Consider the following 25,085-nt stretch of genomic DNA (forward strand, 5'->3'; position numbering starts at 1 on the left):
CGCGCTTCCAGGTCCGGATCCGCGACCGTGTGCCAGGAGTCGGTGTCCGGGGAGTAGGCGGCGCCGTCGGCGTGGAAGCGCTGCTGCCCCTCGCTGCTCCCGCCCCAGACGAACAGTTCCGCACCGGTCCACACGAGGCTGTGGTCGACGCGTGTGCCGAAGGGGGCCGGGGACAACTCACCGACGGAGACGTCCACATCCCACTCCTCGGTTTCGACGACCGAGCAGCCGGTGACCGCCAGGGCGACCCCGGCAAGGCAGGTCGCGATGGGCCCTGGACGGCCGGTGAGGCGCATACGTTCACTCCGGTGCTCTGGGGGTTCGGGGGGTGAGGCGGGGGGGGAGAGTCAAGGACCCTGGATGCGCGGTGTCAACACGTCGAGGCGGTGCCGGGGAGGGCGACGTGCACGCGGTGGGGGCCGTTGTAGTGGTGCCCTTTCCCCACCTGGAGGAAGCCCAGCCGCGCGGCCAGGTTCAGACTCGGGGCGTTGTCCACGTGTACCAGGGCCCAGACCGAGGCGAGCCTCAGCCCGTCCAGTCCGTGGCGCAGCAGCGCCCACGCCGCCTCGGTCGCCAGACCGGCGCCACCGTACGAAGCGCCGAGGTACCAGCCGATCTCCGGCAGCCCTCCGGGGAGCTCCTTTGAAGGCCGCAGGTGAGCGAGGCCGACCACCTGATCCCCTCGAATGATCGCCCAGTGGCCGAGCTGGGGCGGTCCCTCGTAGGTGAGGCGGTTGTCGACCATCGTCCGGGCCAGCCCACCTTGGGAGAGGTCCGTGCCCAGGTAGGTGCTCATCACCGGGTCGGTGAACAGCCCCACCACGGCGTCGGCGTGCACGGGTTCCAGGGGCTCCAGTCGCAGCCGCGCAGTCTCGATGGTCGCCTGCTTCTCGGCCATAACGCCCTGGGATGCTCCCGCGCGATAGACCAACCGCATTGCCTCGTCCAACTCTCGGCGTTCATCCGCGCTCAGGAAGTCGTCGGCCCCTACCTCGACCGAGCTGCGGACTCCGGCGCTCTCCTCGGCTCCGGAGGTCACCGCGTCGAGCGCCGGGAACTCAATCTCTTTCGATCCGGGAGTGCTTCTGCTCTCGTCCACACCATCAACGTAGCCGTGAAAAGCGAGCGATCGCATGCCCTCCGTGCTTGAAGTAGACGAACCGTCTGCCGGGGCGCTGGCCCGAGTTCACTCCCGAGCCCCTGCCCGCGGAAAACGGCTCGCCCTCCCGGGCCGCGTGCGCGAGTATCGCGGCATGGACACGTGTGCACAGTGCGGAGCGGTGAGCGACACCCCTTGCGAGGAGTTGTTCCAGCGGCTGCTGGCGCTGGACCACTCCCGCCAGGAACCGTGGGGCCCGCTGCACGGCATCGCCGTCGCCTGTTACCGCCTCCAGCACCCGGCCTCCCTGGCTGAGGGCACACACGCCTTTCCGCTGGAACTGCTGCGGACCCACGTCACGGACGGCGCCGAGGCCTCCCGCAAGCTCACCGAGCGCGCCCGCCGCGCCAACTCTCACCGGGTCCGCCGACGAGAGAACACCACACCCGCTGCCCGGGCAGACGTCCCCAGCGGGTTCGCGTTCACCGTCGCCGAGGTCACCGTGGACGGTAGCTTCCCGGCCGGAGGCCACCCCGAACGCGTCCGTTCCTGGGCCCGGGCCACTCTGGCAGCCTGGTCCGCCTGACCTTCCGGATCAGTGCTTGAAGTGGACGAACAGTCTGCCGAAGTTCTTGGAGTCCTTCTCGACGCGGTGGTAGCGGGCCTTGACGTCCTTGCGGTCGAGGAAGCGCAGCACCCGCTTCTTCAGCTGGCCGGAACCCTTGCCAGGAATGATCTCGATGGTCTTGGCCTTCTTGCGCTCGGCCTCGTCCATGATGTCGTTCAGGGCCTGGTCGATGCTCCGGCCCTTGTTGAAAATGTCATGCAGATCGAGCTTGAGCCGCACTCTTCGTCCTCCTCCGGTTTCCCGGATGCTATACAACCTCCCGAGCGCGGTCCCACGCACGCACCTTGGTCCTCGCCCCGCTCATCCGCGATGATCTTGCTACCAGGAGCAAGTTCGGCGCCGATTTCGCTCCTGGTAGCAAGATCATTTGCAGGTGGGGGACCGAACCCGCCCCGGAGACCCTCACCCACGGAAGGCCTCAGAACGGCAGGCCCCAGGTCCCGGGGCCGGGCGCTGTCCAGAACAGGGGCCGCCGCTACCACCACCGTCGCCACCGCTACGGCTGCCGCCACTGTTCCGCAAGCGAGCGTGAAGGGCCACGGCACAGTCAGGATGGGAGCGCGGCCCCTTCTCGCCTGTCCTCCTGTGCTGGCTCCCGCTCGGACGGGGTGCGCAGGGCCCAGGCCAGGCCCAGTGCGGTCAACAGGACGAGGGCTCCGGCGACACCGAGGGTGAGGCCGTCGGGCGCGACCACGGACTGACCGCGCAGGGCCTGCCAGACGGTGAGCACTGTGAGGCCCGTGTAGGAGAGTCCGGCGACCACGATCAGACGGCGGCGGGTGTCGTCGTCGCTCAGGCGCGGGTACCGGGCAGCCAGGGCGACCAGGACCAGTGCGAGCAGGATCATGGCCTGGAGGCCGTGCATACCGATGAAGTGGCCCACACGGAGGTCTCCGCCGACGGTGCTCCAGCCGACGAGGGGCAGGCCCGGTCCACCATCGGCCAGGCCCACAGTGTGCGCTCCGACGACGTCCGCGTTTCCGTCGGCGAATCCCTCGATCTGGGCCGGGGTCGGGGCGATCATCAGCGGACCGACCGCCATACCCAGGAGCGCGACCGCCACCCCGATGCGGATCGCCCAGGTCGTGGAGCGTTCGCGGATGCGCTGGAACATCAGAATCACGCCGAGAACGAAGGTCGCGACCCACAGAGCGGTGATTATGCCGCCCATGGCCGCGTAGACGGCGGCGTCGAGCGGGGTCGCGGTGTTGAAGTGACTCATCTGCCCCCGGACGACCTGGGTGATGATCAGGACCATCTCGCCCACGAACATCGCGGCGATCACCGTGCCCAGCCACCAGCCGGTGCGCCGCCAGCGGGTGAGCAGGGAGAGCAGCCAGGCGATGGTGAGGTTGTAGACGATGATCGACACCGAGAACTTCGCTGGCTTCAACCAGGCCGCCTCGCCGTTGATCAGGCGGTCGTCGAGGGTCAGGCCGACCACACTGGCGGCAAGGAACAGGACGCACAGGTACACGGTCAGCATGAGCGGACGGTGCCAGGAGTAGGAGGTAGAGAGCGTTAACACGGGAAACCCCTCAAATGGATAGTTTGACTATCCGCTATAGATACCTTCACTATCCATAATGTGGCGCGCGGGCACAAGAGGCCCCGCGCTCGAAGGGACGGCATGCGCATCTCGGAACTGAGCCAGCGCTCAGGAGTACCCGTACCGAGCATCAAGTTCTACCTGCGGGAAGGCCTCCTACACCGGGGCGAACTCACCAGCCCCAACCAGGCCCGTTACGACGAGAGCCACCTGAACCGGCTCCGCCTCGTCAGCGCCCTCACCGAGGTCGGCGGACTCTCCGTGGCCGGAACCCGGGACGTGCTCCAGGCGATCGACAGCGACGAGGCCAACCTCAACGGCCTCATGGACATCACCCTCAGGGCCGTCCACCCCATCACCGGCGACCCCGAACCCACCGAGGCCGCACTCGCCGAGGTCGACGCCCTGGCCGAGCGGCACGGCTGGTACGTCCACCCGGGCTCACCCCTGCGCGAGGAACTGGCACGGGTGCTCTCCGCGCTGCACAGCGCGGGCCTCGTCCCGGACCAGGAGTGGATCGACGGCTACGCGCGCGCCGCCGACGACGTCGCCCACCGCGACCACTACTACATCGGGAATCTCGCCGAACTGGACGAAATCCTCAAGACCGTCTTGGTCGGTACCGTCCTGGGCGAACGCTTCCTGGCCGCCCTGCGCCGCATGGCCCAGGCCAGCGAGGCCCACCGGCGCTACGGGGTATGAGCACCCGGCCGACCCCGATCCCCGCGCTCAAAGCCGCAGTTCGAAGCACATCCGGTCCACACCGGGGCCGTCGTGGTCCGCGTGCGGTCCGGTCACGGTGAACCCGAGGGACCGGTGGAAGGCGATCGAACGGTCGTTGCCCGGTGAGGTGACCGCCCGGACCACCGAACGTCCGCTCCGCCTGGCGGCCTCCGTGAACCAGCGGTACATCTCCCGGCCCAGCCCCGCACCGCGAAAGTCCGGGGACACCGCCGTGAAGTGCACGTAGGCCTCGTCGGGGCGGGCCGGAGAGGGGAAGCCCACCAGGAAACCGGCCAGCTCGCCGTCGGCCTCGGCAATGAGGCTGGTGGTGTGGAAGTGGTCGAGGAAGAGCCGGGGCAGCAGGTTCGTGACCGGCTTGCCCCACCACTGGTCGCACACCCGCAGGATCCGCGCGTGGTCCTGCGGCACCGCGGCCCTGATCCTCATGTCGGTCATCCACTATCCCCCGTCGCCCGTTCTCCGTGCACGGTACCCACCTTTCGAGGCCCCACCGGGCCCCGCCCCGCCAAGGTCCCCGCCTCGGGTCAGCCGCCGAACTTCTCCTCGAAGGGCCGGCGCACCGCCTCGTCCCGGTCCAGGACGGCGAACACCACCCGCTCGAACACCCCCGCGAACTCCCCCTCCAGCAAGTGCCTGCCGAATGCCGCAGCCACCGCCGCCGGGCGGTTGCCGAAGACCCCGCAGCCCCAGGCCCCCAGCACCAGTCGCTCCGCGCCGTGGTGGGCCGCCACGGCCAGCACCGCGCGGGCCCGCCGGTCCAGGGTCTCCGGAACCAGGAGGCGGAGTTCGGGCTGGTTGCGTTCGATCATCCGCAGGTTGGGCGCGGCCGCGGTGAGGAAGTCCACCGCCACTGCCTCGGGCAGCCACCCGGCTCGGTCGTCGCGGTACACCGGGACGCTCGGCGACCAGATCACCCGGTCGGTGTAGAGCAGGCTCCGGTTGGCCACGTGGTGATCGTAGAACTCCGGGCAGCGGATCAGGGAGTCGTAGAGCGCGCCGGCTCTGGCCAGGCTCTCCTCCTGTGCCTTCGCCCCGTTGACCACACCGCCGCCGGGCTTGCGGGCGGAGGCGAAGTTCAGCGCCGCCACCCGGCCCGGCTCCTGCGCGACCAACCGCCGCGCCGCCGCCAGGGTGCTCTCACCGGTCACCTCGAACCGGGTGTCGCGCCTACCCGGGGGCGCGCCCAGCTCAGCAATCTCGTCGGGAAGGTGCAGCCGGGTGCCCTCCCGCATCGCCGCCAACGGCTCGGACAGGTCGACCTTCCGACCGTCCACGCGGTAGCTCTCGTGCTCGTAGGCCTCACGGGTCTGGTTCCAGACCTCACGCAACCGCTGGGACACAGGGGGCTCCTCTCTCGGGGCGGATTCTGGCAGAAACGCCCCAGGCGCACGAAGCTACCGCCCCGCGCCACCCGCTCCCAAGAGGATTTCGTACCTGTGCAGAACCCACTGGAACCCGACCCATTGGAACCCGACCCACGGAACCTTCCGCGGAGCCCCGTCCTCCCGCCGTGGAAAACCCCTGGAACACGCGGGCCCCGGGCAGGATCATCGGGGCCATGAACAACAAGGAGATCGTTCGCGCTTCCAAGTTCCTCTCCCTGGTCCTGCGCCACGATCCGGCCAGGGCCGGGATCCGGCTCGCCCCGCAGGGCTGGGTCGAGGTCGACGCCCTCGTCTCCGGATGCCGCCGCGCCGAAGTGCCCCTCACGCCCGAGGGGCTGCGGGAGATCATCGACACCAACGACAAGAAACGCTTCGCCCTCAGCCCGGACGGGCTGCGCGTGCGCGCGCAGCAGGGGCACTCGGTCCGGGTGGACCTGTCCCTGGAGCCGGCCGCACCGCCCCACCGGCTCTTCCACGGCACCGTGGGCCGGTTCCTGTCCGCGATCCACCGCGAAGGGCTGCGCCCGATGAACCGCCACCACGTACACCTGTCTCCGGACGAAGAGACCGCCCGCAAGGTGGGCGCGCGCCGGGGGTCGCCGGTGGTCCTCAGCGTGGACTCCGCGCGCATGCACGCCGACGGCCACGAATTCCGGGTCACCGGGAACGGAGTGTGGCTGGCCGAGTCCGTGCCGCCCGAGTACCTGATCGGCTGAACCCACCCCGCGGACCGGATCACGGTTCACCCCGTGAACCGGCTCGACGGACCGGCCCCAGCTACCCCGGTTTGACCGCTGAGAAAATCGCCGTCCCCGGGATCATCCGGCCGCGCACCGGCCCCCAGCCGCCCCACACCTGCTTGTTCCCCTCGGGCCACTCCGGCTCGACCAGGTCCTGGAGCAGCAGCCCCGCAGCCACGATCCCCCGCAGCCAGTCGCCCACCGTGTGGTGGTGTTCGACGTAGACCGCCCGGCCCGCGTCGTCCTCCTCCACGTAGGCCCGACGGTCGAAGTACGACTGCTTGACGGTCATCCCGCGCTTGCTGGGGTCGTCCGGGAAGCACCACCGGATCGGGTGGGTCACCGAGAACACGAACCGCCCGCCGGGCCTGAGTACGCGCCCCGCCTCGGCCAGCGCGGTCTCGGCCGCGGGCACGAACGGGAAGGCCCCGAAGGCGGAGAAGACCACGTCGAAGGAGCCGGTGGCGAACGGCATCCGCTGGGCGTCGGCCTGGACGGCGGGCAGCCGGTGCCCGGACTGTTCGTCGATCCGCCGCGAGTGCTGGAGCTGCCGCAGGGCCAGGTCGAACCCGACCACCTCGCGCACGCCCTCGGCGCGCAGCCAGCGGCCGCACTGGCCTGCCCCGCAGCCGACCTCCAGGATCCGCTTCCCGCTCACGTCGCCGAGCAGCCGCGCGTCGGCCTCGTCCACCCCCTCGGGCGACCAGATGAAACCGACATCGCGCAGGAAGTCTCCGTGCTCGGCCTGGTAGGCGTCGGCGGCACCGTCCCACCACAGGCGACCGGCCCGGGCACTCTCCGGGCCCGCCACAGCGCGCCGTTCCACCCGACCGGGCGCCGGATAGTCCATCTCGTCGTACACGCTGCTCCTAAGCCGGGCCGGGGAAGGGCGGGTTCGACGGCCACGCCCTAGTGGGTCTGCTGGACCCGCTCCGCGGATCCGTTCCCAGTCTCCCCGTTGGCGGGGCCGTTTCCGCCCCCCGCCTCGCCAGCACCGCCGTCGCCGTGCCCACCCTGGCCACCGCTGTCAGCGCTCTCCCCGCCGGACTCGCGGGCCTCGCGCAGCTCACGGCGGACGAGGACGACCCAGCCGACGACCACCACGATGGTGAACACCCACCACTGGAAGGCGTACGAGGCGCTCATCCCGATGTTCTCCTCGCGCAGGGCGACCCGCTCGGGGGCCTGCTCGGGCACGGGGTCCTGGGCGGTGAGCTCCACGTACCCGCCGTAGATCGGGTAGGGCAGTTCCGCGGCCAGCAGGTCCACGTCGACGAACATGATCTGGCCCTCGGGCATGCCGTCGCGGTTGCGCAGCCCGGTGTTCTCCTCGGTCTCGCCGAAGTGCAGGCGCCCGGTCACCTCGACCTCGCCCTCGGGGACCGGCGGCGCGTCGGGGGTGTCCTGGGCGTTCTCACCGCGCTCGATCCAACCGCGGTTGACCAGGACCGCGGTGCCGTCCTCGGTGACAAGCGGGGTGAGGACGTGGAAACCCACCCCGTGTCCCTGGGAGCTGTCCCGGTTGCGCAACAGCACCTCGTTGTCCTGGTCCCAGGTACCGGTGGCCTCGACCGTGCGCCAGCGGTCGGCCGGGGCGACGTCTGAGCCCACGGAGGCGAGTTGGTCGACGGCCACGGGTTCGGCGGCGACGTTGTCGCGCTGGAGGTTGACCGAGGCACTGCGCTGCTCGGCCCGGTCCAGCTGCCAGAACCCCAACCAGATGAAGGCGGGCACAAGAATCACGACCAACGCGTGGAAGGCCATCATGCGTGAGGAGAACAGGACTTTGAGCACGTCTCCGAGGTTATGAGACGTTCCCGGCCACCCCGCACCGCCCCCGCTTCGGCGCACTCCTCCGCGGCTCCGTCCTTACTTCTCCGCCCTACTCCCTCCTCCTCTGCCCGCCCCCGGACACGCGGACGGGGCCGCCGGTCTCCCCAGCGGCCCCGTGTCACGGACCTCTCACTCGCCCTGCCCGGGCGTTCTCGCACCCTGCCCGGGCATCACCGCGTCCTAGTCCTCGGCGGTGGCGGCAGCGGCCTTGCGCTTGCGGGCGAAGTACAGCCCGGCGCCACCGGCGCCGACGGCAGCCACCGCGGCGGCGATCAGACCGCCCAGAGCGCCACCGGTGACGGCGAGCTCCTCACTGGCCTGCTCCTTGGGGGCGGGCTTGTCGTCCTCTTCCTTCTCCTTGGGCTCCTCGGGCTTCTTCGGCTCCTCGGGGTCCTTGGGGTCCTTGGGGTCCTTGGGGTCCTTCGGGTCCTCGGGCTCCTCCTCGGGGTCCTTGGGGTCCTTGGGGTCCTTCGGGTCCTTGGGGTCCTCGGGGTCGCCGCCGTCGGAGATCTTCTCGACGCAGGAGGCCTCGGCGATGCCGAGCACGGAGACCGCGTTGCCGCAGATCTGCACGGCCGCGTCCACCGGGACCACGACCTGGTTGCCGCTGGCCACACCACCCGAACCGTCGGTGCTGGTGTCGCCCTGGTTGCCCTCGTTGTCCGGGGAGGCCTGGATGATGTTGATGATCGTGGTGCACTGGGCGCTGGAGGCGCCCAGGACGGCCACGGAGTTGCCGCAGATGTCGATGGCGGCGTCGACGGGGACAACGATCTGATTTCCGCTGGCCACACCGCCCGAGCCGTCGCTCATGGTGCTGGGGGCGTCCTCGGACTCCTCCTCCAGGGCCTCGACCACCTCCACGCACTCGGCCTGGGAGATCCCGGCCACGGCGACGGAGTTGCCGCAGGCGTCGATGGCGGCGTCGACGGGAAGGATGATCTGGTTTCCGCTGGCCACACCGCCCGAGCCGTCGGTGGTGGCGCCGCCGCCCTGGCCGCTGCTCTCGTAGAGCACCTCGCTGACCTGGGTGCACTTGGCCTGGGAGATACCGAGGACGGCCAGTGCGTTACCGCACAGGTTGGCTTCGACGTCGACGGGGACGACGATCTGGTTACCGCTGCCCACACCTCCGGAGCCGTCGGTCTCGGGGTTGGCGAACGCGGCGCTGAACGGCGCGAGCACCAGCCCCGCGGTCAGTGCGGTGGCGAAGGAGTAACGGAACGTGTTTCGCATGGTGCGGCTTGGACCTTTCACGAGGAACTGCCAGGGGATGCGCCGCATGGGGCGCGACTGCGTGTGACCGAAGCCGGCGCCGTCGGTGCGGTCGCCTCGGTGCACACGGTGAGCGGGCCCGTCCACGCGAGCTCTTCCACGAAGAGCGCCGGGACGGCGGGGTGGCCCGCACAAACAAACAAGGGTGACGGCTCGGCTCTTTCGGAGTTCTTTCCGGACCGAACTGCCAACGGACCGAAACGTTAGCAGCCCTGGAAGCCACGCAGGCCTTTTCCGGAAATGTTTACTCAGATCATGAACACGTTCTGCTTATGCATAATTACCGAGCGAAGTAATAGCTGATCATAGACTTACTTGCAAGCACAAAGAGTTCCAGGTCAGCAACTCCTAGTGTCAATAGGAAGCAAAAAGCACACGCGGAGACCGACCGAGAAAGACAACTAACGAACTTCGTAGATTAGTTCTACGAAACCACCTCGGCGCCTAATACCCTGCGCCCACAAGTAAACCGAACGCACTTTATGCCCGAATAGTTCCACTGTCGGACCGCCGCCCCTACCAGCCGGCCCGCGACGACGTGCCGTAACCGGTGAAATCAACAAAACAGCTGGTCAGGAGCGCATACTCTGATGCCTGTCGGGTCAACCCGAGGTCAGGGCCCCGCCAACACCGCACATCCGATCCACACTCCTCCCACGCCCCTCCCGAGCGCCACGAAGCGCGGAGGGTGAACGAAAGGTGACAGGTCAGGAGCCTGCCCCAGGCATCCATCCAGTCACGACGGCCAACCGGGATCAGCGGGACCGCGTCCAACAGGACGGACATGCCCTGCTGATTCCCCCCGCCCCACTGGAGCATGCATGAACCCCGAACGCCCACGCCCACGTACACGCAGGATCCTCGCGGCCGGTGCCGCGACCCTCGCGCTCACCCTCGTCGCCTCCTGTTCCACGGCCGACGATCCGGACCAGCTCGAGGAAGGGGCCATCGCCCCGGACACCGAGGAGAGCGAGGGGAACGTCGAGGTCCAGGCCTCGGCCGAGGCCGCCTCGGAGCCCCTCACCATCGCCTTCGGCGGTGACGTGATGTTCGAGGGCATGCTCCGCCCCCGGCTGGACGATCCCGCCACCGCCCTCGCCCCCATCTCCGAACAGCTCTCCGCCGCCGACCTCGCCATGGTCAACCTGGAGACCGCCGTCACCGAGGGCGGCACCCCCATCCCGGGCAAGGACTTCGTCTTCCGTGCGCCCGCCAGCGCGCTGGAGGCGCTGGACGCCGCCGGCGTGGACGTGGCCACCGTCGCCAACAACCACGGCATGGACTTCGGCGAGGACGGTCTGCTGGACACCCTCGACAACGGAGACGCCTCACCCGTTGCGCTCGTGGGTGCGGGCCGCGACATCGACCAGGCCTACGCGCCGCACGTGGCCGAGGTCAACGGCCAGAGCGTGGCCATGTTCGGCGCCACCGACGTGCTCGACGACCACCTCATCCCCGCGTGGACCGCGGGCGAGGGCAAGCCCGGTCTGGCCTCCACCAAGTTCGAGATGAAGGACCGCATGCTCCAGGCGGTCTCCCAAGCCGCTGACGAGCACGACAACGTCGTGGTGTTCCTGCACTGGGGGCTGGAGGGCGCGCACTGCCCGCTCCCGCACGCGCCCGAGCTGGCCGATGACCTCATCGCGGCGGGCGCCACCGCCGTGGTCGGCGGGCACGCGCACGTGCTCTCCCCCGGCGGCTTCCAGGGCAACGCCTACGTGCACTACGGCCTGAGCAACTTCGTGTTCTACAACTTCAACGGGCCGACCGCCGAGACCGGTGTGCTGACCCTGACCTTCGACCAGGGCCGCGTCCTGGAGGCCGACTGGGCCCCGGCGCAGATCCAGGGCGGTGTCCCGGTCCCCTACGAGGGAGAGGCCGCCGAGCAGGCCCACCAGACCTGGGTGGACATGCGCCAGGAGTGCGGTCTGCCGCTCGCCGACTCACCCGCCTAGGGCCTGTTTGGATAGTCAGAGCCATTCGTTGATGGCAGCGATCTGGACGGTGGCCTCGTAGCGAAGCGCGAGCTTGTCATAGCGCGTGGCCACCGCCCGATTGCGTTTGAGCCGGTTGATCCCGCACTCCACCGCGTGCCGAGCCCGATAATCGACCTTGTCGAAGGCTGGCGGGCGCCCACCCCACCTCCCTTTGCGCTTACGGTTACGCACCCGGTCAGCAGACTCGGGGATGGTCGCTCTGATCTTGCGTCTGCACAGGTAGGAACAGATTCCCTTAGAGCTGTAGGCCTTATCGGCACGCACCCGTACCGGACCGGTGCGCGCAGGCCCACCCCGACCACAACCGACGACCCGGATACGCTCCCTCACCGGCTCGAACTGCGGTGCGTCTCCTCGCTGACCGGTCGTGATCACCACCGCCAGGGGTTTTTGGCCCTGATCACAGGCCAGGTGGATCTTCGTGGTCCACCCACCGCGTGAGCGACCCAAGGCGTGATCGTCGGGCTCGACCCTTTCGTGACCTGGACCTTCCCCTTTTTCTGGGCCCCGGCAGCGTGCTGATGGGCACGCACGATGGTGGAGTCGACGTTGACCTGCCAGGTGATCAGGCCCGACGCGTCGGCCACCGACTGCAAAGAGGCTAGGATCTGCGCCCAGGTGCCGTTGCGGCTCCAGCGGCGAAAGAGGTCGTAGACGCTCTTCCAGGGGCCGTAGCGTTCGGGCATCTCCCGCCAGGGGGCTCCGACCCGGGTCCTCCAGCGGATGCCGTTGATCAGTTGGCGTTTGGACCGCGAGGGCGGGCGACCCGTGCTCGGGGTGGGCAAGTGTGGTTCCAGGAGCGCCCATTGGGCGTCGGTGAGGTCACCGCGCCCTGGTTTGGGCAGAGTCGCAGCGAAGCCTTCGGTGGGCTCGGTCTTCTTGGTCGTTGACTCCTCTACCGAAGGCTTCGCTTATGCGCTGGGCGACGCGCCCGTGGTTACCGTTTCCATGCCACTTGCCCTGTATCGACGTGTTTCCAAACAGGCCCTAGGCTTTTTGTTTAACCTGTTTGGTTCCTGTGCTCTGTCAGCGTCACAGCCCTTTTGACGGTTTTTCCGACCTCGTGCCGAGGCGCCCGGTTACGGTTCCTCACCCCGGACGGGCGACCAGGGCCGGGCCGGGAGGGTTTTGGCGCACTGGCCGGACAGACCACCCTCGCCCGGAGGTGGCGAAACCCCCGCCGTACCCGGGCCGGGGTGAGCCTGCCCGGCCTGGCCGCCCGCTCCCAAGGGCGGCGCAGGTCCTCAACGAGCGGGCGGGCCAACCGCAGCTGGGTGTGGGCGGCGATCACCAGCCACGTCCACCGATCGGCCGCCTCGGGCGAGCGGACCCGAGGAGTGGTCCAGCCCAGGGTCTGCTTGAACAGGCGGAAGGTGTGCTCCAGGTCGAAACGGCGCAGGAACGCCTGCCAGAGCCGGTCCACATGCTCGGCGTCCACCCCGGTGGCCGAGGACCACAGCCACACCGGCTTGGGGTCGCCATCGCCGGGCAGACGCTCGACCCGCAGGCGCACCAGGGTGCCCTCCACGATCGGGAGCTCACCCTCGTGGTCCAGCCAGGGACCCCGATGGGACAGGCGGGGGTGCATCCGCTCCCAGGCCATCACCTCAGCCTTGCCGTAGCGGGTGGTGTCGGTGATGGTGGCCTGGTCAGGGTTGTGCCAGCTGTCGGGCTTGGCCAGGGTGAAAGCGGGGCCGTGTTTGCGGGGCCTGCCCGCGCGGGGGCCGGGATGGTAGGGCGGCGCGGGCCCGAGCATGACGCGGTCCGAACGCAGGCGGCCCACCAGTTGCACGGGCAGGTCGGCCAAGACGAACGCCAGGCGGCACACGTCGTAGCCGCTGTCCATGACGATCAAGATGTCCCGGTCGTCTGGAGCCCAGTGCCCGGCGGTGATGATGCGGCCCACCACCTCGCGCAGCTGGGTCGCGGTGAGGGCGGTGGCGTCATCGGCCGGGCCCAGACGGATGGCGTCCAGGACCTGGGTCCAGGACGTGCGCCCGGTCTCCAGGGCGGCGACGAAGGAGTAGGGCCAGCCCGGGATGAGCTGGGCCTGGTTCTTCGCGCGGCCGTGGATGTGGCAGAACAGCCGGTCCGGGCTGGTGGGCGCGTCGGGGCGCAGCCAGGGCGAGACGTCCACGGCCAGCACGATGCGGCCGTCGGCGGCCCGGGGCAGCGGGAGCGCGGCCAGGGACCAGCGTAGTCGGCCGATATCGAGGCGGCCGTGGTTGAGGGCGTCGTACATCGCGCCGTGGCCGCGCTGGTGCTCAGCTGTCAGGGTCAGCTCGGGTAGGGAGGTGACGGGACTGTCCGAGCACAGCATCGCGTCGCACAGCTCGAACAGGGCGTCTGACCGGCGCGGCAGACAGCCGTGGAACTCGCTCCGGAACCGGGACAAGGCGGTCAACGACTCGACGTGGGCGGCGTCATCGGCAAGACTGTTCATAGCGGCCGTTCCTTCGTACTTCGTGACTCGACATCTCGAAGCATGGGGGACGGCCGTTGCTGTTGTCGGGGCAATGACAAAACCCGTGGCCGGAGGGGTGTCCGGGCCACGGGCCGAGGTTAAACAACAAGCTAGGAGCACGGCGCCCAGGACGAGTCCTCGGAAGTGGCCGCGCCGGTTCGGGAGCTCGCGCGGTGAGGACGGGTCCCAGGCCGTGGCGCGCCTGGAGCGTGCGGAGGGGGAGCGTTCCACGGCGACGATGCCGTACAGCGCCGCACCGAAGGTCTGCAGGGGCGGGGCGCCGTCCGTGAACAGGGCCGTGCACAGAAATCACGAACCAGAGCGGCACGAGCGTCGACAGCAGCGCCTTCAGCACGCGCACGTAGTCGAGGTAGAGATCCGGGCCGATCAGGAAGAGGGGCCGGTCCGCGTAACCGGAGGCCAGGCGCCTCGGTGCCCCGAGTTCGGTGAGGACCTCGCGTTCGGCGGTGACGGGGTCGGCCCCGGTCTTGCCCCGGTCCTCGACGCCGTCGGCGACGAGTGCGCGCAGCTCCGCCTCGATGTCCCCGCGCTGGCGTCGGGGCAGTCCGTGCAGGGTCTCGGCCACCTAGCGGCCGGTGAGAGTGGACGGCGTCGTCATGGAGTCCCCGCCAGGTTCTTGAATGCCGTGTCCAGGTCGTCCCATTCAAGGGTGAGCGCCTCGGCGATCGCCGACCCTTCGGAGCTGGTGGCGTAGAACTTGCGCGGACGGGACTGGTCCGTGTTCCACTCGCTGGTCAGCAGCCCCTGCTTCTCTAGGCGGCGCAGCAGGGGGTAGAGGGTGTTCGTGTCGACGTCGAACCCGGCGCCCTCCAGTGCCTTGAGGAGCGAGTAACCGTAGTTCGGCCGGGTGAGGAGCACCAGACAGGCGAGGACGACCGTCCCACGCCGGAGCTCCAGACGCAGGTTGGTGAGTGTTTCCTCGTCCACCCGCTCCCCGCCCGCTGGTTTCCCGTCTACCACTGCGGCACCTTCGCGGTCTCGGTGCGGGTCCAGGTCACCGCATAGCCGATGACGACGAGCAGCAGCGCGATCTCGATCACGGAGAAGAACACGTAGACCGGGGCCGGGGTCCCCTCGAGGAACAGCGTGGACACCTGCACGACGGCCATCACGGCCGCAGCGACGATGTTCGCCCAGCGGTTCACGCGTCGGCGCAGCACCCGCGACAGCAGGACCATCAGGATCGGGATCTGCATCAGCAGGCCGGCGCCCACGAGGAACCCCGGGGTGAACTCGATGCCCGCGACCACCCCCGAACGAATCGCTTCCAGGTGCTCGGGGTCGTGGAGTACGAGCACGTCGCAGTAGAGGTAGTTGAGCACCAGAACGATCCAGAGGGTCGACAGGACGACCCTGCGGTCGGGTGCGGTCTCGGTGAGGGCGGTCATGGCGGCACTTCCCTTCGAGAGGCCTGACATCACACTATGGTGTGCGGCACACTTCATGGTATGGCAACGTGCTAAAGAGCGGGCGGTGCGGAAGCAAAGACAAGGGCGGTAAGGGTCGCGGCCGCTTCGCCGCGCTCATCTCACGGTCGGACCAGGATGTTGCCGACCTTGTGCCCGGAGTCGACCCTGGTGTAGGCCGCCACGATCTCCCCGAGGCCCTCGGTCCTGTCGTTGACCGAGGTGAGGCCGCCGTCGGCCACCAGCCCCAGCAGGTACACGAAGTCCTCGGCCCGCTCGGGTGCGGAGCCGGTCCGGACGTTCCCGCGGGCCCGCACGATGTCCCACAGGCTGGCCGCGGCCAGTAGCAGCACGCCGCCGTCGTTGAGGAGCCTGCGGCCGGAGGCGGGGGAGAGGTTGCCGACCGTGTCGAGCACGACGTCGAACCGGTCGGTCAGGGAACCCAGCCCGGTGACCGTGTGGTCCACGGTCCGGTCGGCGCCCAGTTCGGTGACCAGCTCCAGGTTGCGTGTGCTCGTGACGGCGGTGATCGTCGCTCCGAAGTGCCGGGCCAGCTGTACGGCGTTGGTGCCGACCGCCCCCGAGGCCCCGTTGACGAGCACGGAGGCGCCCGCTTCCAGGTCCGCCTTGTCGCGCAGGAAGTGCAGGGCGGTGGTCCCGCCGAAGAGCACCCCGGCCGCGTCCTCGTGGGACACCCCGGCGGGTTTGCGCACAGCGCGCTCGGCCGCTACCACCACGTACTCCGCGTGCGCCCCCATCCTCATCCCGGTCATACCGCACACCTGGTCCCCGGTGGAGAGGCCGGTGACCCCCGCGCCGACCGCGTCGACGACGCCGGAGAACACGTTGCCCAGAACCCTGACCCGGGGACCCCTCACTCCGAACGCCAGCCTGGCCGCGGGCCCGAACCCCTTGGGGAACCGGGCGCCGCGAATCCTGGCGTCCCCCGCGGTGACGGCCGTGACGACGACCCGCACGCGGACCTCCCCGGGCCGTGGCTCCGGTGTGGGCAGCTCGGTGAGGCGGACGACCTCGGGTGCCCCGTACCTCTCAACGACCGCGGCCTTCATGAGCTCTCCCTTACGACTGTAAGTCTCTTGTTCCGGAACGATACTCTTACAGGTGTAAGTCCACAAGGTTCTGTGAGGTAGTGATGGTCGAACGCCCAGCTCTGGACCGCTCACGCGTGATCACGGCGGCGGTCGGCACCGCCGACCGCGGTGGGCTCGCCAAGGTGAGCATGCGCAACGTCGGTAGGGAGCTCGGGGTCGAGGCGATGTCGCTCTACCACCACGTCGCGGGCAAGGAGGACCTCCTCGACGGGCTGGCGGACTGGATCTTCGCCGGGATCGAACTGCCGACCCTCGACGACCCCTGGCGGCGGGCCATGACCGACCGGGCCGCCTCGGCCCGTGACGTGCTGTCCCAGCACCCGTGGGCCCTGGGGCTGATCGAGTCCCGAAGCTCCCCCGGCCCGGCGCTGTTGCGCCACCACGACACAGTGCTCGGGTGCCTGCGCCGCAACGGCTTCCCGGTTGCCCTGGCGGCGCACGCCTTCTCGGCGATCGACTCCTACGTCTACGGGTTCGTGCTGACCGAACTGAACCTGCCCTTCACCCCGGACGAGGGAGCGGAGGGGTTCGTGGCGGACTTCGTTCTGCCCGCCGACGAGTACCCCCACCTGGCGGAACTCGTCACCGAGCTGGTCGTGGGCAAGGAGTACGCCTACGGCGACGAGTTCACCTACGGGCTGGCACTGCTCCTCGACCAGCTGGAGCAGCGGCTCGCCGCCCAGCGGACCTAAGGCGGCACCGGCAGCCCATCACCGGGCCGAGCGCCGGGGCTCGAAGGTCCTGCCGGGGCCGATCCGTACGGGTCGGCCCCGGCTCATGTCTCCTGGGACCCCTGCTGCTCCCTTGGTTCCCCGCTCCCCGACGATCCTCCGGACTCAACCAGGGGCGCCAGGCCCTCGAGCAGATGCTCCATCCCGAGGGCGTAGGTCCGGTCGATATCGAACTCGGGCGGGGCGGAAACCTTGGACATGTTCGGGTAACGGCTCTGGTCGAACACGAGCTCGGCCCCCTTGCCCAACCAGAAGTCCAGGGAGTCCGCCCCCGTCTCGCGCTCCATCTCCTTGACCTGTGCGACCTGCAGCGCCATGCCAGAAATGTAGGCGCTGAGGATGGTGATGATCCGCAGCGCGTCATCGGGTGAGCAGCCCCGGTCGATAAGCAGCCCCATGATCCACTCGCCGTACGCCATGACCTTCTCGGACATGATCGGCCGGGTGACCGTGAGCAGCGTGGCGATCCACGGATGGGCACGGTAGACGACCCACTCCCGCTGTTGGAGCACTTCGACGGCCTGTCGCCAATCCGAGGGAACCGGGTCGGGCAGCTCCACCTCGGTGTAGACCTCGTCGAGCATCTCCCGCAGCAGTTCGTCCTTGTTGTCGATGTGGCGGTACAGCGCCATGGTGCTCACCCGGAGCTCGGTGGAGATCCTGCGCATGGACAGACCGCCGAGCCCTTCCGCGTCGGCGACGGCAATCGCCGCCCGGACGATGGCCGCACGGGTCAGAGCGGTGTCGGGTGCTGGACGGCCCTCACCTTCGACCGCCGAGTGCAGGCGGGCACGCATCGCCTCCGCTTCGGAGTGCCCCCGGTGCGGCGGCTGACTTGAGGAGCGCCGCGAGGGCTCAGGAGTCACCGGGGCGACCCCGGCGTCCCCGCGGACCACGGTGCCCACCCCGCGCACCGCTACCACCAGACCCTCCTGGCGTAGTGCGGAGAGCACCTTGGTGGCGGTGGCCATGGCCACCCCCCACTCCCGCGTGATCTCCCGGGTGGAGGGCACTCGGTCCCCCGGCTGCAGCTCTCCCCCAGCGATGCGCGCCCGGATGTCCGCGACAACCCGTGCGTACGGGGGGAGTTCCCCGCCCGTGTGCGATGCCATCCGTGCCCTCCGCTCCGAACCCGCCCGGAATTCTTGCACTCCGAAGGTTCAGCGTACTAGTGCACCCGCGCACACCGAAACCCCCAGCACCCCGACGACTGCACCCCCGGGAACGACCTAATCACCACCACACACTCCTAGTGCACTAGTGCTCAATCTCAAAAAGTACCAGCAAATAAGGGTTTTCAAGGCCCAGAATCTATGTTTATTCTGTACGCACGATCCGCATCACCCGAAAGCGCACCACCCGGGACTCAAGACGCGTACAACGTCTCACCCGTTCTTCGAACCCACGGCCCCGGAGGCCACTATGACCCACACCCCCACGACCGGGCCCCCACTCCGGCCACCGCGACCAGAGCGCTCCCGCTCAACCGCCGGTCCCTCGCACCCGACCTGGCCCGGGGTGTGATGCTCCTGTTCATCGCACTCGCGCACGCGCACGTCTTCAGCGTGATGATCGGCGGCGGGGAGGTCGTCCAGTCCACCGCAGACCGCATCGCCACCGCGGGCAACGTCATGTTCGTCGAGCTCCGCGCCTATCCCATGTTCGCGGCGCTCTTCGGCTACGGCCTCGCCCAGATCTACCGCCGCCGGACCGAACAGGGTCACGAATGGCCCTGGGTGCGCGCCCTGCTACGCCGCCGGAGCCGATGGCTGATCGTCTTCGGCGTGGTGCACGCGGCGCTGCTGTTCTTCGGCGACATCCTGGCCGTGTACGGACTGCTGGCGCTGATCTTCGTCGGGGTACTGCGGTTCCGTGACCGCACTCTCGTCATCCTGACCGTGATCTGGCTGCCCCTGGGCGCGACCCTCCAGGCACTGGTCGCCGCTGAACAGGCCACGACGGGTCAGAGCGTCTTCCCACCGATGGGCGACGGGTTCATGGAAGAACTCGTCATCCGCCTGACCATCTACGCGATGATCCTTCCGGTCATGGTCATCAGCACCGTCGTCCCCTTCCTCGTGGGGATCCTGGCCGCGCGCCACCGTGTGTTGGAGGAGCCGCGGCAGCACCTGACGCTGCTCCGCGGCGCCGCCTTCGTCGGCCTGCCCCTGGGGGTGCTGGGCGGTCTGCCCCTCGCCCTAATCAAGGCCGAGGCCTGGCCCGGATACTCCCCGCTGGATGCCCTGATCGCCGGCGGACTCCACCAGGTCACCGGTTACGCGGCCGGGTTCGGCTACGCGGCGCTGATCGCGCTGATCGCCGTGCGCCTGTCCGACCGACGGGGCCCGATCACCGACGCGCTGGAGGCGCTGGGGCAGCGGTCCCTGACCTTCTACCTGGCGCAGTCGGTGGTGTGGGCGGCGCTGTTCGCCTCCTACACGCTCCACTTCCAGCTCACCTCTCCGGCCCTGGCCGTGGGTATCGCAGTAGCCGTGTGGCTGACCACGGTGGTCCTCGCCGATCTCATGCGTCGCCGAAACATGCGAGGACCGGCCGAGGTCGCGCTGCGCCGTATCACCTACCGCTCGTAAGGCACCTACAGGTCGAAGCTCGCCTACGGGCCGACCACGCCTACAGGCCGTGCCGCGCGGCCACCGCGTCGATCTCGGCCAGCAGCTCACGACGGCGGGCCGCGCCCAGATAGGAGGCGTGCACACCGTTGCGGGCCAGCCGCACCAGCCCGTCCGACCCCACCAGGTCGTGCGCGATCTCGTACTCACCGGTCAGGTCGCTGCCGAACAGGGTGGGGTCGTCGCTGTTGAGGGTGACCAGCAGCCCCGAATCGAGCATGGCGGGCAGCGGGTGGTCCTCGATCCGGTCCACCACACGCGTGCAGATGTTGGAGGTGGGGCTGACATCCACCGGAACCTGCGCGTCCACCAGCCGATCCAACAGCTCGGGGTCCTTCATCGTGTCGATGCCGTGCCCGATCCGCTCTGCTCCCAGCAGGTCCAGCGCCTCCCGGACCCGTTCCGGCCCGGCCTGCTCACCCGCGTGCGGGAGGCTGGCCAGTCCGGCCGCCCGAGCCCGGCCGAACACCTCCGCATACTGCCCGAGCGGGGTCTCCACCCCGCCGACCCCGAACCCCACCACGCTCGGCGGGCCGTCCCGGAGCACCGCCTCGACCGTCTCTTCCGCAGTCTGGACTCCGAAGTCGGCGGGAAAGTCGGGGATCCACCTCAGCTGGATGCCGTGCTCACGTTCGGCCTCCCTGCGAGCCTGCTCGATCCCGTCGAAGACCACCTTCGCCGGGACCCCGCGCATCAGGTGGGTGTACAGGCTCACGTGCACCTCCGCGTAGCGCACGTTCTGGGCGACCAGCCGTTCGGCGACGACCGAGGTCAGCAGGGCGAAGTCGGCTTCGTCCCGGAGCGTGCGTACCGAGGCCAGGTAGACCTCGACGAAGTGCGGGAAGTCGGTGAAGGCGTACCATTCCCGGAGCTCCTCCAGGGTGTCCGGGATGCCCTCAACCCGGTGCCGTTTGGCCAGTTCGAAGAGGGTGTCGGCGGGCATTGAGCCCTCGAGGTGAACGTGCAGCTCGACCTTGGGCAGATCCCGGATGAGCTGGCCGGCGGGCGGAGCGACGAGCGGTCCGGCGGAGGCCTGGGAGTCGAGGGTCGGGAAGTTCTGGTTCATAGCGCCAACCTAAAAGCGCGGGGCGACCGGTGGCCACCGCAGGGGGTCCGAGGTGGGCAACCTGACGAAAGTTGGGGAACTCCGCCACGAGGTGCTGACCAAAGAGCATGGTGTGACCGGAGGCCTTCTCCATAGCTTGGGGATCACTAGCCCAGCGGCACGCCCCCCGAGACGAAGGCCCAGATCATGAACACCCAGCCCACCGCTCCCCGTCCCACCGGCTCCCAGATCCTCGGCGCCCGGACCCAGATCTACGCGCGGAGCAGCCCCGGTGGTTACGCCGTCCGCGGCGCGGCCCTGGCCGCTGCGGGCACCGTGTTGCTCGCCGCTACCGCCGCCTCGCCGTCCCTGGCCGTTCCGGGCAGCATTCCGGGTTGGACCCTGATCGGGATCCTGGGCGCGACGCTTGTCGGTGCCCTGCTGGTCGGGCTGCCCATGTACTTCCACGCGAGGGCACTGCCCGAGAGCGGGGAGACCGACCCGATCCGGTACGCCTCGGCCAAGCTCCAGGCCGCTTCCGGGGAACTCGGTCCGGACCCGGCCACCAACCGCCTGGCCCGCCGGCTGTCCGACCGGCTCGTGCACAGCAGCAACCCCGCATACTCCCTGACCGGACTGGTCGTCGGCCTGGCATTCGTCGCCCTCCTCCCCATGGCCGACGTCATCGGCCCCGGATTCGACCCCCGGAACCTGATCCAGCTCACGCCCGCCTTCGGGTTCCTCATCGTCTTCACCCTCGTCTACTCCCACGCCAAGACGCAGCACGCACGCTTCAAGGCGTTCCGTGAGAGCTACGACGCCGCGAACGGCTGAGCGCCCGGCCGGCCCGGCATCCGAGAACACCAGCCGACCAGGCCCGCAGGGACCGGAAGACTCACTCCGACGGCAGCCCGCCGTTGACCCTTCGGGGGACAGCAAGCGGGTTGCCGTCCCTCAGTTCCGGGGGCAGCAGCGGCTGCGGCACCGACTGGTAGGTGACCGGCCGCAGGAACCGGCGGATCGCGGTAGTGCCCACCGAGGTGTGCAGGGGCGCGGTCGTCGCCGGGTAGGGGCCCCCGTGGGTCATCGCGTGGGTGACCGCTACCCCGGTCGGCCAGCCGTTCCAGATCACCCGCCCCGCCAGCGAAGCGCCCAGGGCCAGCAGCGCCGGGGCCATCGGATCCTCCTCCTCGCCGTGGACGGTGACGGTGAGCTGGCCGTGCAGTACCCCGCCCACCTCCAGCAGACGGCGTTCGTCGGGGTAGGAGACCACGAGGGTGGCGGGCCCGAAGCACTCGGCCAGCAGGTCCTCGGAGTGCTCCAGCAGGGAGTCGAGATCGGTGCGCAGCAGGCTCGGTGACCAGCCCTCGGCACCCTCAACACCCTCGACGATCTGCCGGCCTCTGACCAGTACCTCCGTGGCCGGATGACCGCTCAGCGCCTTCAGCCCGCGGACGAACCCCTCACCCACCCGGTCGTTGAGCAGCGGGGCTGCGGCCCGGCCCTCGAAGTCGGCGACCAGCGCGTCTAGCTTGGCGCCCTCGGGGACGAACACCACCCCGGGCTTGGTACAGAACTGGCCTGAGCCCATCGTGGCCGAACCCGCGTAGCCCTCCAAGATCTCCCCGCCCCGGGCGGACATCGCCGCGCGGGTCACGAACACCGGGTTGACGCTGCCGAGCTCCCCGTAGAACGGGATGGGCTCCGGACGCGAGACCGCGAGGTCGTACAGGGCGCGCCCACCGGGGATAGAACCGGTGAAGCCCACCGCCCGCGTGAGCGGGTGTGTGACCGCGCGCTTGCCCGCCTCGAACCCGCTCACCAGTGCGAACACACCCTCAGGCGCTCCGGCGTCGGACAGTGCGGCCACCACCAGCTCAGTGGTCAGGCGGGCCAGCTCCGGGTGGCCGGGGTGGGCCTTGACCACCACCGGGCAGCCCGCGGCCAGGGCCGAGGCGGTGTCGCCGCCGGCCGTGGAGAAGGCGAAGGGGAAGTTGCTGGCCCCGAACACCACCACCGGGCCCAGCGGGACCAGCAGGCGCCGCACGTCCGGCCGCGGCGTGCCCCAGTCCGGGTCGGCCGGGTCGATCATCGCCTCCAGGTACTCGCCCTCCCCCAGGACGTCCGCGAACAGGCGGAGCTGGAAAGTGGTCCGGCCCAGCTCGCCCCGGCATCGCGCTTCGGGGTAGTGGGCCTCGGCCATCGCGACGGGGACGAGCCGGTCGGCCGCACCGTCCAGGGCGTCGGCCACGGTCCGCAGCGCGCTGGCGCGTTCGGCGGCGGGCAGGGCGGCGTAGAGCGGGGCCGCGGCGGCCGCGCGCTCCAGTACGGCGTCGAGTTCCTCGGGTGTGGTCTCGCGGAGCTCTTCCGCTGCGGCGTCAGGGGCCGAGGGGACGCGTGGGGTTTCGGTGGTCATGTCCAGAACCTCCTGGAGGGGTGCGTGCACTGCGTCGGGCACAGGCCCCACGATGCCATGGCCCCTTCTGTTCGGCACGGCACACCATTCAAAATGCGACTACTCGACTACCCACGGCGACACTGTGTGGCACCGAGCGACACAACAGACAAAAGACGCGACTCCGTCCCCGCGCCCCCACGCCGCCCTCACCTCGCAGAACGTCGGCCACACCGGCCGGGAGCGCGCTCCCCCGAGGATCCCGGGAACGAAACTGGAATTTCCCCGGAACCAGTTGATTCCGGAAAGGCATCATAGGTGGTGTGACGACTAATTCCCGAAGCTCAACGCCCCCGCGCGCGCGGCGGAACCCCGGTGCGAACAACGGGACCGCCGCTCCGCATGAGAGCCGTGGACCTGCAAGCGTCGCCAACGACGAACTCGCGTTCGCCCAGGCCCCCCTGCGCAGGCTCCCGGCCCAACAGCGCAGCATGGTCCGGGTCCAGCGCATGCTTGACTGCTGCGCCGACCTGCTCGACGAAGTCGGCTACGACAACCTCTCCACCACCCGCATCGCCGAACGCGCCGGGGTGGCCATCGGCTCCGTCTACCAGTTCTTCCCGGACAAGAAGGCGATCACCCAGGCCCTGGGACTGCGCTTCCTGGACCAGTTCAGCTCCCGGGTCACCGAACGCCTGGCGGACGCCTCGTTCACTCACTGGACCGTGGCCGTCGACGCGATCATCGACGAGTACATCGACATGCACCGCAACGTGCCGGGTTTCCGCAGCCTGCACTTCGGTGACATAGTCGACCCTCGGCTGCTCAGCGGCGGCAGCGACAACAACCGCGTCATCTCGGTGCGGCTGCGCAGGATCATCGTCTCCGTCACCGGGATCCCCGACGACGACGAACTCGACCGTGCTATCCACGTCGCCGTCGAAGCCGCGGACGCCGTCCTCAAACTCGCCTTCCGCGACAACCCCGACGGCGACCCCGCCCTCGTCTACGAGGCCAAGCGCCTGGTCAGCAGCTACCTTTCCCACTTCTCCGAACGCAACGGAGGCGATCATCCTTGGTAGTCGACACACCGTCCCTCTCCGCGCCCCTCACCGGCACCGCCGCGGGCGTGCCCTTCCTCGCCCTGCCCCCGGCCGCGGCCACCGACGTCCCGGCCCCGCTCGTGGTGGGCCTGCACGCCTTCGAACCACCGCGCAGTGAGTCGGCCCTGGCCGGAGCGGTCCCCATGGCCTCGCTCCCGGCCTGGCGGGTCTACCTCGGCCTCCCCCTGTTCGGCCACCGCCTGCCCGAGGGCGGTGTGGCCGAGATCAACCAGCGCGGTGAACGCGACTACCTCGTCGAGCTCTTCGGCCCGGTGGTCGAGGAGGCTGCTGCCGAACTGCGCCGGGTCGTCGACGAGCTGCGTTCGACCTTCCCCGTCGCCGACGTCCCGGTCGGCCTGGTGGGGGTGGGCGCCGGAGCCAGCGCCGTACTCCTGGCCCTGGCCGAGAACCGCCTGCCAGCGGGCGCGGCAGCGGTCATCAACCCGATCGTGGACCCCTCACTCCTCATGGCCGCCCGCGAACGCCGCACGGGCACCCCGTACCGCTGGGGCCCGCAGGCCCAGCAGACCCGGAGCTGGCTGGACTTCTCCGCCAGGGCCGCCGAGATCTCCGGCACCGCCACCCCCATGCTCGTGGTCAACGGCGGCCAGGACGAGGTCGCCCCGCCCGAACACGGCCGCGCCTTCCACGACGTCCTCACCCGGCAGAGCGCGGATCAGGGCCTTCAGCAGGACGCCCGGCATGCGCTCCGTCACATCGTGGTGCCCGACCTGGCACATGCGATCGGCCCAGAGCCCGGCCTCGAACCGGGCCCGCTCACCCCGGCCGGGGTGCTCACCGACCGAGCCCTCACCGAGTGGTTCCACCTGCACCTGACCACTTCCACGCAGGTCCAGGCGCCCGCGGACTCCTAGGTCCCTGCCTCCCCCGGTCCCGGTCACGCGTCCCGAACACGGCAACGGCCGAC

General features: G+C 69.5%; 26 protein-coding genes and 1 pseudogene. 9 read left to right on the forward strand and 18 right to left on the reverse strand.

Annotated elements, in window-relative coordinates; translation table 11 throughout:
• Positions 1–296 (reverse strand): annotated as a pseudogene (locus tag D457_RS33635) (hypothetical protein); the annotation flags it as partial.
• A gap of 74 nt (positions 297–370) precedes the next feature.
• On the reverse strand, positions 371–1,099 hold the full coding sequence (locus D457_RS33640; RefSeq protein WP_204367482.1) for a GNAT family N-acetyltransferase: 729 nt from the start codon (positions 1,097–1,099) through the stop codon (positions 371–373).
• A 154-nt stretch (positions 1,100–1,253) separates the two neighbouring features.
• Between D457_RS33640 and D457_RS0128070 the strand changes: the two genes are divergently transcribed.
• Complete coding sequence (locus D457_RS0128070) at positions 1,254–1,685, forward strand: DUF5946 family protein (protein ID WP_039831993.1); 432 nt, start codon at positions 1,254–1,256, stop codon at positions 1,683–1,685.
• A 9-nt stretch (positions 1,686–1,694) separates the two neighbouring features.
• On the opposite strand, the gene D457_RS0128075 is transcribed toward D457_RS0128070, so the two are convergent.
• Together D457_RS0128075 and D457_RS0128080 are read right to left on the reverse strand one after the other, a co-directional pair.
• Positions 1,695–1,946 carry a Smr/MutS family protein gene (locus D457_RS0128075; RefSeq protein ID WP_017584000.1) on the reverse strand — a complete coding sequence of 84 codons (252 nt, stop codon included), beginning with the start codon at positions 1,944–1,946 and terminating at the stop codon, positions 1,695–1,697.
• A 328-nt stretch (positions 1,947–2,274) separates the two neighbouring features.
• Positions 2,275–3,255: a hypothetical protein gene (locus D457_RS0128080; RefSeq protein ID WP_152514396.1), complete on the reverse strand. Its 981-nt coding sequence runs from the start codon at positions 3,253–3,255 to the stop codon at positions 2,275–2,277.
• Between the two features lie 102 nt (positions 3,256–3,357).
• Here D457_RS0128080 and D457_RS0128085 point away from each other — a divergent pair, with 102 nt between their 5' ends.
• A complete protein-coding gene (locus tag D457_RS0128085) occupies positions 3,358–3,978 on the forward strand; it encodes a MerR family transcriptional regulator (protein WP_017584002.1) in 621 nt (206 codons plus the stop codon).
• Positions 3,979–4,005: 27 nt separating this feature from the next.
• On the opposite strand, the gene D457_RS0128090 is transcribed toward D457_RS0128085, so the two are convergent.
• Both D457_RS0128090 and D457_RS0128095 read right to left on the reverse strand, forming a co-directional pair.
• Positions 4,006–4,455: a GNAT family N-acetyltransferase gene (locus tag D457_RS0128090; RefSeq protein WP_017584003.1), complete on the reverse strand. Its 450-nt coding sequence runs from the start codon at positions 4,453–4,455 to the stop codon at positions 4,006–4,008.
• Between the two features lie 89 nt (positions 4,456–4,544).
• Entirely contained in the window at positions 4,545–5,360 is an 816-nt protein-coding gene (locus D457_RS0128095) for a TIGR02452 family protein (RefSeq protein ID WP_017584004.1), read from the reverse strand.
• Positions 5,361–5,578: 218 nt separating this feature from the next.
• Between D457_RS0128095 and D457_RS0128100 the strand changes: the two genes are divergently transcribed.
• Entirely contained in the window at positions 5,579–6,121 is a 543-nt protein-coding gene (locus D457_RS0128100) for an RNA 2'-phosphotransferase (RefSeq protein ID WP_017584005.1), read from the forward strand.
• 61 nt (positions 6,122–6,182) lie between these two features.
• Here the strand turns inward: D457_RS0128100 and D457_RS0128105 are convergent, their stop codons facing one another.
• The 3 genes from D457_RS0128105 to D457_RS0128115 form a co-directional block, all read right to left on the reverse strand.
• Positions 6,183–7,007, reverse strand: a complete 825-nt coding sequence (locus D457_RS0128105; RefSeq protein WP_017584006.1) for a class I SAM-dependent methyltransferase — start codon at positions 7,005–7,007, stop codon at positions 6,183–6,185.
• 47 nt (positions 7,008–7,054) lie between these two features.
• Entirely contained in the window at positions 7,055–7,939 is an 885-nt protein-coding gene (locus D457_RS0128110; RefSeq protein WP_017584007.1) for an SURF1 family cytochrome oxidase biogenesis protein, read from the reverse strand.
• Between the two features lie 219 nt (positions 7,940–8,158).
• Positions 8,159–9,214, reverse strand: coding sequence for a chaplin family protein (locus D457_RS0128115; protein ID WP_026117112.1), 1,056 nt, complete (start codon positions 9,212–9,214; stop codon positions 8,159–8,161).
• Positions 9,215–10,074: 860 nt separating this feature from the next.
• Here D457_RS0128115 and D457_RS0128120 point away from each other — a divergent pair.
• The gene (locus D457_RS0128120) at positions 10,075–11,208 is read left to right on the forward strand and encodes a CapA family protein (protein ID WP_017584008.1); all 1,134 of its coding nucleotides are present in this window, start codon (positions 10,075–10,077) and stop codon (positions 11,206–11,208) included.
• Positions 11,209–11,223: 15 nt separating this feature from the next.
• On the opposite strand, the gene D457_RS35150 is transcribed toward D457_RS0128120, so the two are convergent.
• The 6 genes from D457_RS35150 to D457_RS0128150 form a co-directional block, all read right to left on the reverse strand.
• A protein-coding gene (locus tag D457_RS35150; RefSeq protein ID WP_394297054.1) for an IS5 family transposase occupies positions 11,224–12,095 on the reverse strand; the annotation gives its coding sequence in 2 pieces (ribosomal slippage) (positions 11,224–11,726 and positions 11,726–12,095; 873 coding nt in all).
• A 155-nt stretch (positions 12,096–12,250) separates the two neighbouring features.
• On the reverse strand, positions 12,251–13,693 hold the full coding sequence (locus tag D457_RS0128135) for an NF041680 family putative transposase (RefSeq protein ID WP_017584011.1): 1,443 nt from the start codon (positions 13,691–13,693) through the stop codon (positions 12,251–12,253).
• The gene (locus tag D457_RS37855; RefSeq protein WP_394297053.1) at positions 13,674–14,300 is read right to left on the reverse strand and encodes an HAAS signaling domain-containing protein; all 627 of its coding nucleotides are present in this window, start codon (positions 14,298–14,300) and stop codon (positions 13,674–13,676) included. The genes D457_RS0128135 and D457_RS37855 overlap by 20 nt, the downstream gene beginning before the upstream one ends.
• A gap of 29 nt (positions 14,301–14,329) precedes the next feature.
• A complete protein-coding gene (locus tag D457_RS0128140) occupies positions 14,330–14,662 on the reverse strand; it encodes a PadR family transcriptional regulator (RefSeq protein WP_017584012.1) in 333 nt (110 codons plus the stop codon).
• Positions 14,663–14,688: 26 nt separating this feature from the next.
• The gene (locus D457_RS0128145) at positions 14,689–15,123 is read right to left on the reverse strand and encodes a DUF6326 family protein (protein ID WP_017584013.1); all 435 of its coding nucleotides are present in this window, start codon (positions 15,121–15,123) and stop codon (positions 14,689–14,691) included.
• 140 nt (positions 15,124–15,263) lie between these two features.
• The gene (locus D457_RS0128150) at positions 15,264–16,211 is read right to left on the reverse strand and encodes an NAD(P)-dependent alcohol dehydrogenase (RefSeq protein ID WP_017584014.1); all 948 of its coding nucleotides are present in this window, start codon (positions 16,209–16,211) and stop codon (positions 15,264–15,266) included.
• An 83-nt stretch (positions 16,212–16,294) separates the two neighbouring features.
• Between D457_RS0128150 and D457_RS0128155 the strand changes: the two genes are divergently transcribed.
• The gene (locus D457_RS0128155; protein ID WP_017584015.1) at positions 16,295–16,945 is read left to right on the forward strand and encodes a TetR/AcrR family transcriptional regulator; all 651 of its coding nucleotides are present in this window, start codon (positions 16,295–16,297) and stop codon (positions 16,943–16,945) included.
• Between the two features lie 83 nt (positions 16,946–17,028).
• Here D457_RS0128155 and D457_RS0128160 read toward each other — a convergent pair whose 3' ends face one another.
• Positions 17,029–18,096, reverse strand: a complete 1,068-nt coding sequence (locus tag D457_RS0128160; RefSeq protein ID WP_039831991.1) for a GntR family transcriptional regulator — start codon at positions 18,094–18,096, stop codon at positions 17,029–17,031.
• Between the two features lie 411 nt (positions 18,097–18,507).
• On the opposite strand from D457_RS0128160, the gene D457_RS0128165 reads away from it, so the two are divergent.
• Positions 18,508–19,575: a DUF418 domain-containing protein gene (locus D457_RS0128165; protein ID WP_017584017.1), complete on the forward strand. Its 1,068-nt coding sequence runs from the start codon at positions 18,508–18,510 to the stop codon at positions 19,573–19,575.
• A 40-nt stretch (positions 19,576–19,615) separates the two neighbouring features.
• Here the strand turns inward: D457_RS0128165 and add are convergent, their stop codons facing one another.
• Positions 19,616–20,680, reverse strand: a complete 1,065-nt coding sequence (add, locus tag D457_RS0128170) for an adenosine deaminase (RefSeq protein ID WP_017584018.1) — start codon at positions 20,678–20,680, stop codon at positions 19,616–19,618.
• 186 nt (positions 20,681–20,866) lie between these two features.
• Between add and D457_RS0128175 the strand changes: the two genes are divergently transcribed.
• Complete coding sequence (locus tag D457_RS0128175) at positions 20,867–21,493, forward strand: hypothetical protein (protein ID WP_017584019.1); 627 nt, start codon at positions 20,867–20,869, stop codon at positions 21,491–21,493.
• Between the two features lie 61 nt (positions 21,494–21,554).
• Here D457_RS0128175 and D457_RS0128180 read toward each other — a convergent pair whose 3' ends face one another.
• Positions 21,555–23,075 carry an aldehyde dehydrogenase (NADP(+)) gene (locus tag D457_RS0128180; RefSeq protein ID WP_083926890.1) on the reverse strand — a complete coding sequence of 507 codons (1,521 nt, stop codon included), beginning with the start codon at positions 23,073–23,075 and terminating at the stop codon, positions 21,555–21,557.
• A 470-nt stretch (positions 23,076–23,545) separates the two neighbouring features.
• Here D457_RS0128180 and D457_RS0128185 point away from each other — a divergent pair, with 470 nt between their 5' ends.
• Together D457_RS0128185 and D457_RS0128190 are read left to right on the forward strand one after the other, a co-directional pair.
• Positions 23,546–24,136: a TetR/AcrR family transcriptional regulator gene (locus D457_RS0128185; RefSeq protein WP_017584021.1), complete on the forward strand. Its 591-nt coding sequence runs from the start codon at positions 23,546–23,548 to the stop codon at positions 24,134–24,136.
• Positions 24,130–25,032 carry an alpha/beta hydrolase family protein gene (locus tag D457_RS0128190; RefSeq protein ID WP_017584022.1) on the forward strand — a complete coding sequence of 301 codons (903 nt, stop codon included), beginning with the start codon at positions 24,130–24,132 and terminating at the stop codon, positions 25,030–25,032. Before D457_RS0128185 ends, D457_RS0128190 begins: the two co-directional genes overlap by 7 nt.
• Positions 25,033–25,085 lie beyond the last annotated feature (53 nt).

Origin of the sequence: Nocardiopsis valliformis DSM 45023 (assembly GCF_000340985.1) — a bacterium.
Lineage (GTDB): Bacteria > Actinomycetota > Actinomycetes > Streptosporangiales > Streptosporangiaceae > Nocardiopsis > Nocardiopsis exhalans.

Excerpts from the sequence above, each read along its gene's own strand:
- D457_RS0128070 (WP_039831993.1), top strand. The coding sequence starts at position 1,254 with ATGGACACGTGTGCACAGTGCGGAGCGGTGAGCGACACCCCTTGCGAG.
- D457_RS0128085 (WP_017584002.1), top strand. The coding sequence starts at position 3,358 with ATGCGCATCTCGGAACTGAGCCAGCGCTCAGGAGTACCCGTACCGAGC.
- D457_RS0128090 (WP_017584003.1), bottom strand. The coding sequence starts at position 4,455 with ATGACCGACATGAGGATCAGGGCCGCGGTGCCGCAGGACCACGCGCGG.
- D457_RS0128100 (WP_017584005.1), top strand. The coding sequence starts at position 5,579 with ATGAACAACAAGGAGATCGTTCGCGCTTCCAAGTTCCTCTCCCTGGTC.
- D457_RS0128115 (WP_026117112.1), bottom strand. The coding sequence starts at position 9,214 with ATGCGAAACACGTTCCGTTACTCCTTCGCCACCGCACTGACCGCGGGG.
- D457_RS0128120 (WP_017584008.1), top strand. The coding sequence starts at position 10,075 with ATGAACCCCGAACGCCCACGCCCACGTACACGCAGGATCCTCGCGGCC.
- D457_RS0128135 (WP_017584011.1), bottom strand. The coding sequence starts at position 13,693 with ATGAACAGTCTTGCCGATGACGCCGCCCACGTCGAGTCGTTGACCGCC.
- D457_RS0128145 (WP_017584013.1), bottom strand. The coding sequence starts at position 15,123 with ATGACCGCCCTCACCGAGACCGCACCCGACCGCAGGGTCGTCCTGTCG.
- D457_RS0128150 (WP_017584014.1), bottom strand. The coding sequence starts at position 16,211 with ATGAAGGCCGCGGTCGTTGAGAGGTACGGGGCACCCGAGGTCGTCCGC.
- D457_RS0128155 (WP_017584015.1), top strand. The coding sequence starts at position 16,295 with ATGGTCGAACGCCCAGCTCTGGACCGCTCACGCGTGATCACGGCGGCG.
- D457_RS0128160 (WP_039831991.1), bottom strand. The coding sequence starts at position 18,096 with ATGGCATCGCACACGGGCGGGGAACTCCCCCCGTACGCACGGGTTGTC.
- D457_RS0128165 (WP_017584017.1), top strand. The coding sequence starts at position 18,508 with ATGCTCCTGTTCATCGCACTCGCGCACGCGCACGTCTTCAGCGTGATG.
- add (WP_017584018.1), bottom strand. The coding sequence starts at position 20,680 with ATGAACCAGAACTTCCCGACCCTCGACTCCCAGGCCTCCGCCGGACCG.
- D457_RS0128175 (WP_017584019.1), top strand. The coding sequence starts at position 20,867 with ATGAACACCCAGCCCACCGCTCCCCGTCCCACCGGCTCCCAGATCCTC.
- D457_RS0128180 (WP_083926890.1), bottom strand. The coding sequence starts at position 23,075 with ATGACCACCGAAACCCCACGCGTCCCCTCGGCCCCTGACGCCGCAGCG.
- D457_RS0128185 (WP_017584021.1), top strand. The coding sequence starts at position 23,546 with ATGGTCCGGGTCCAGCGCATGCTTGACTGCTGCGCCGACCTGCTCGAC.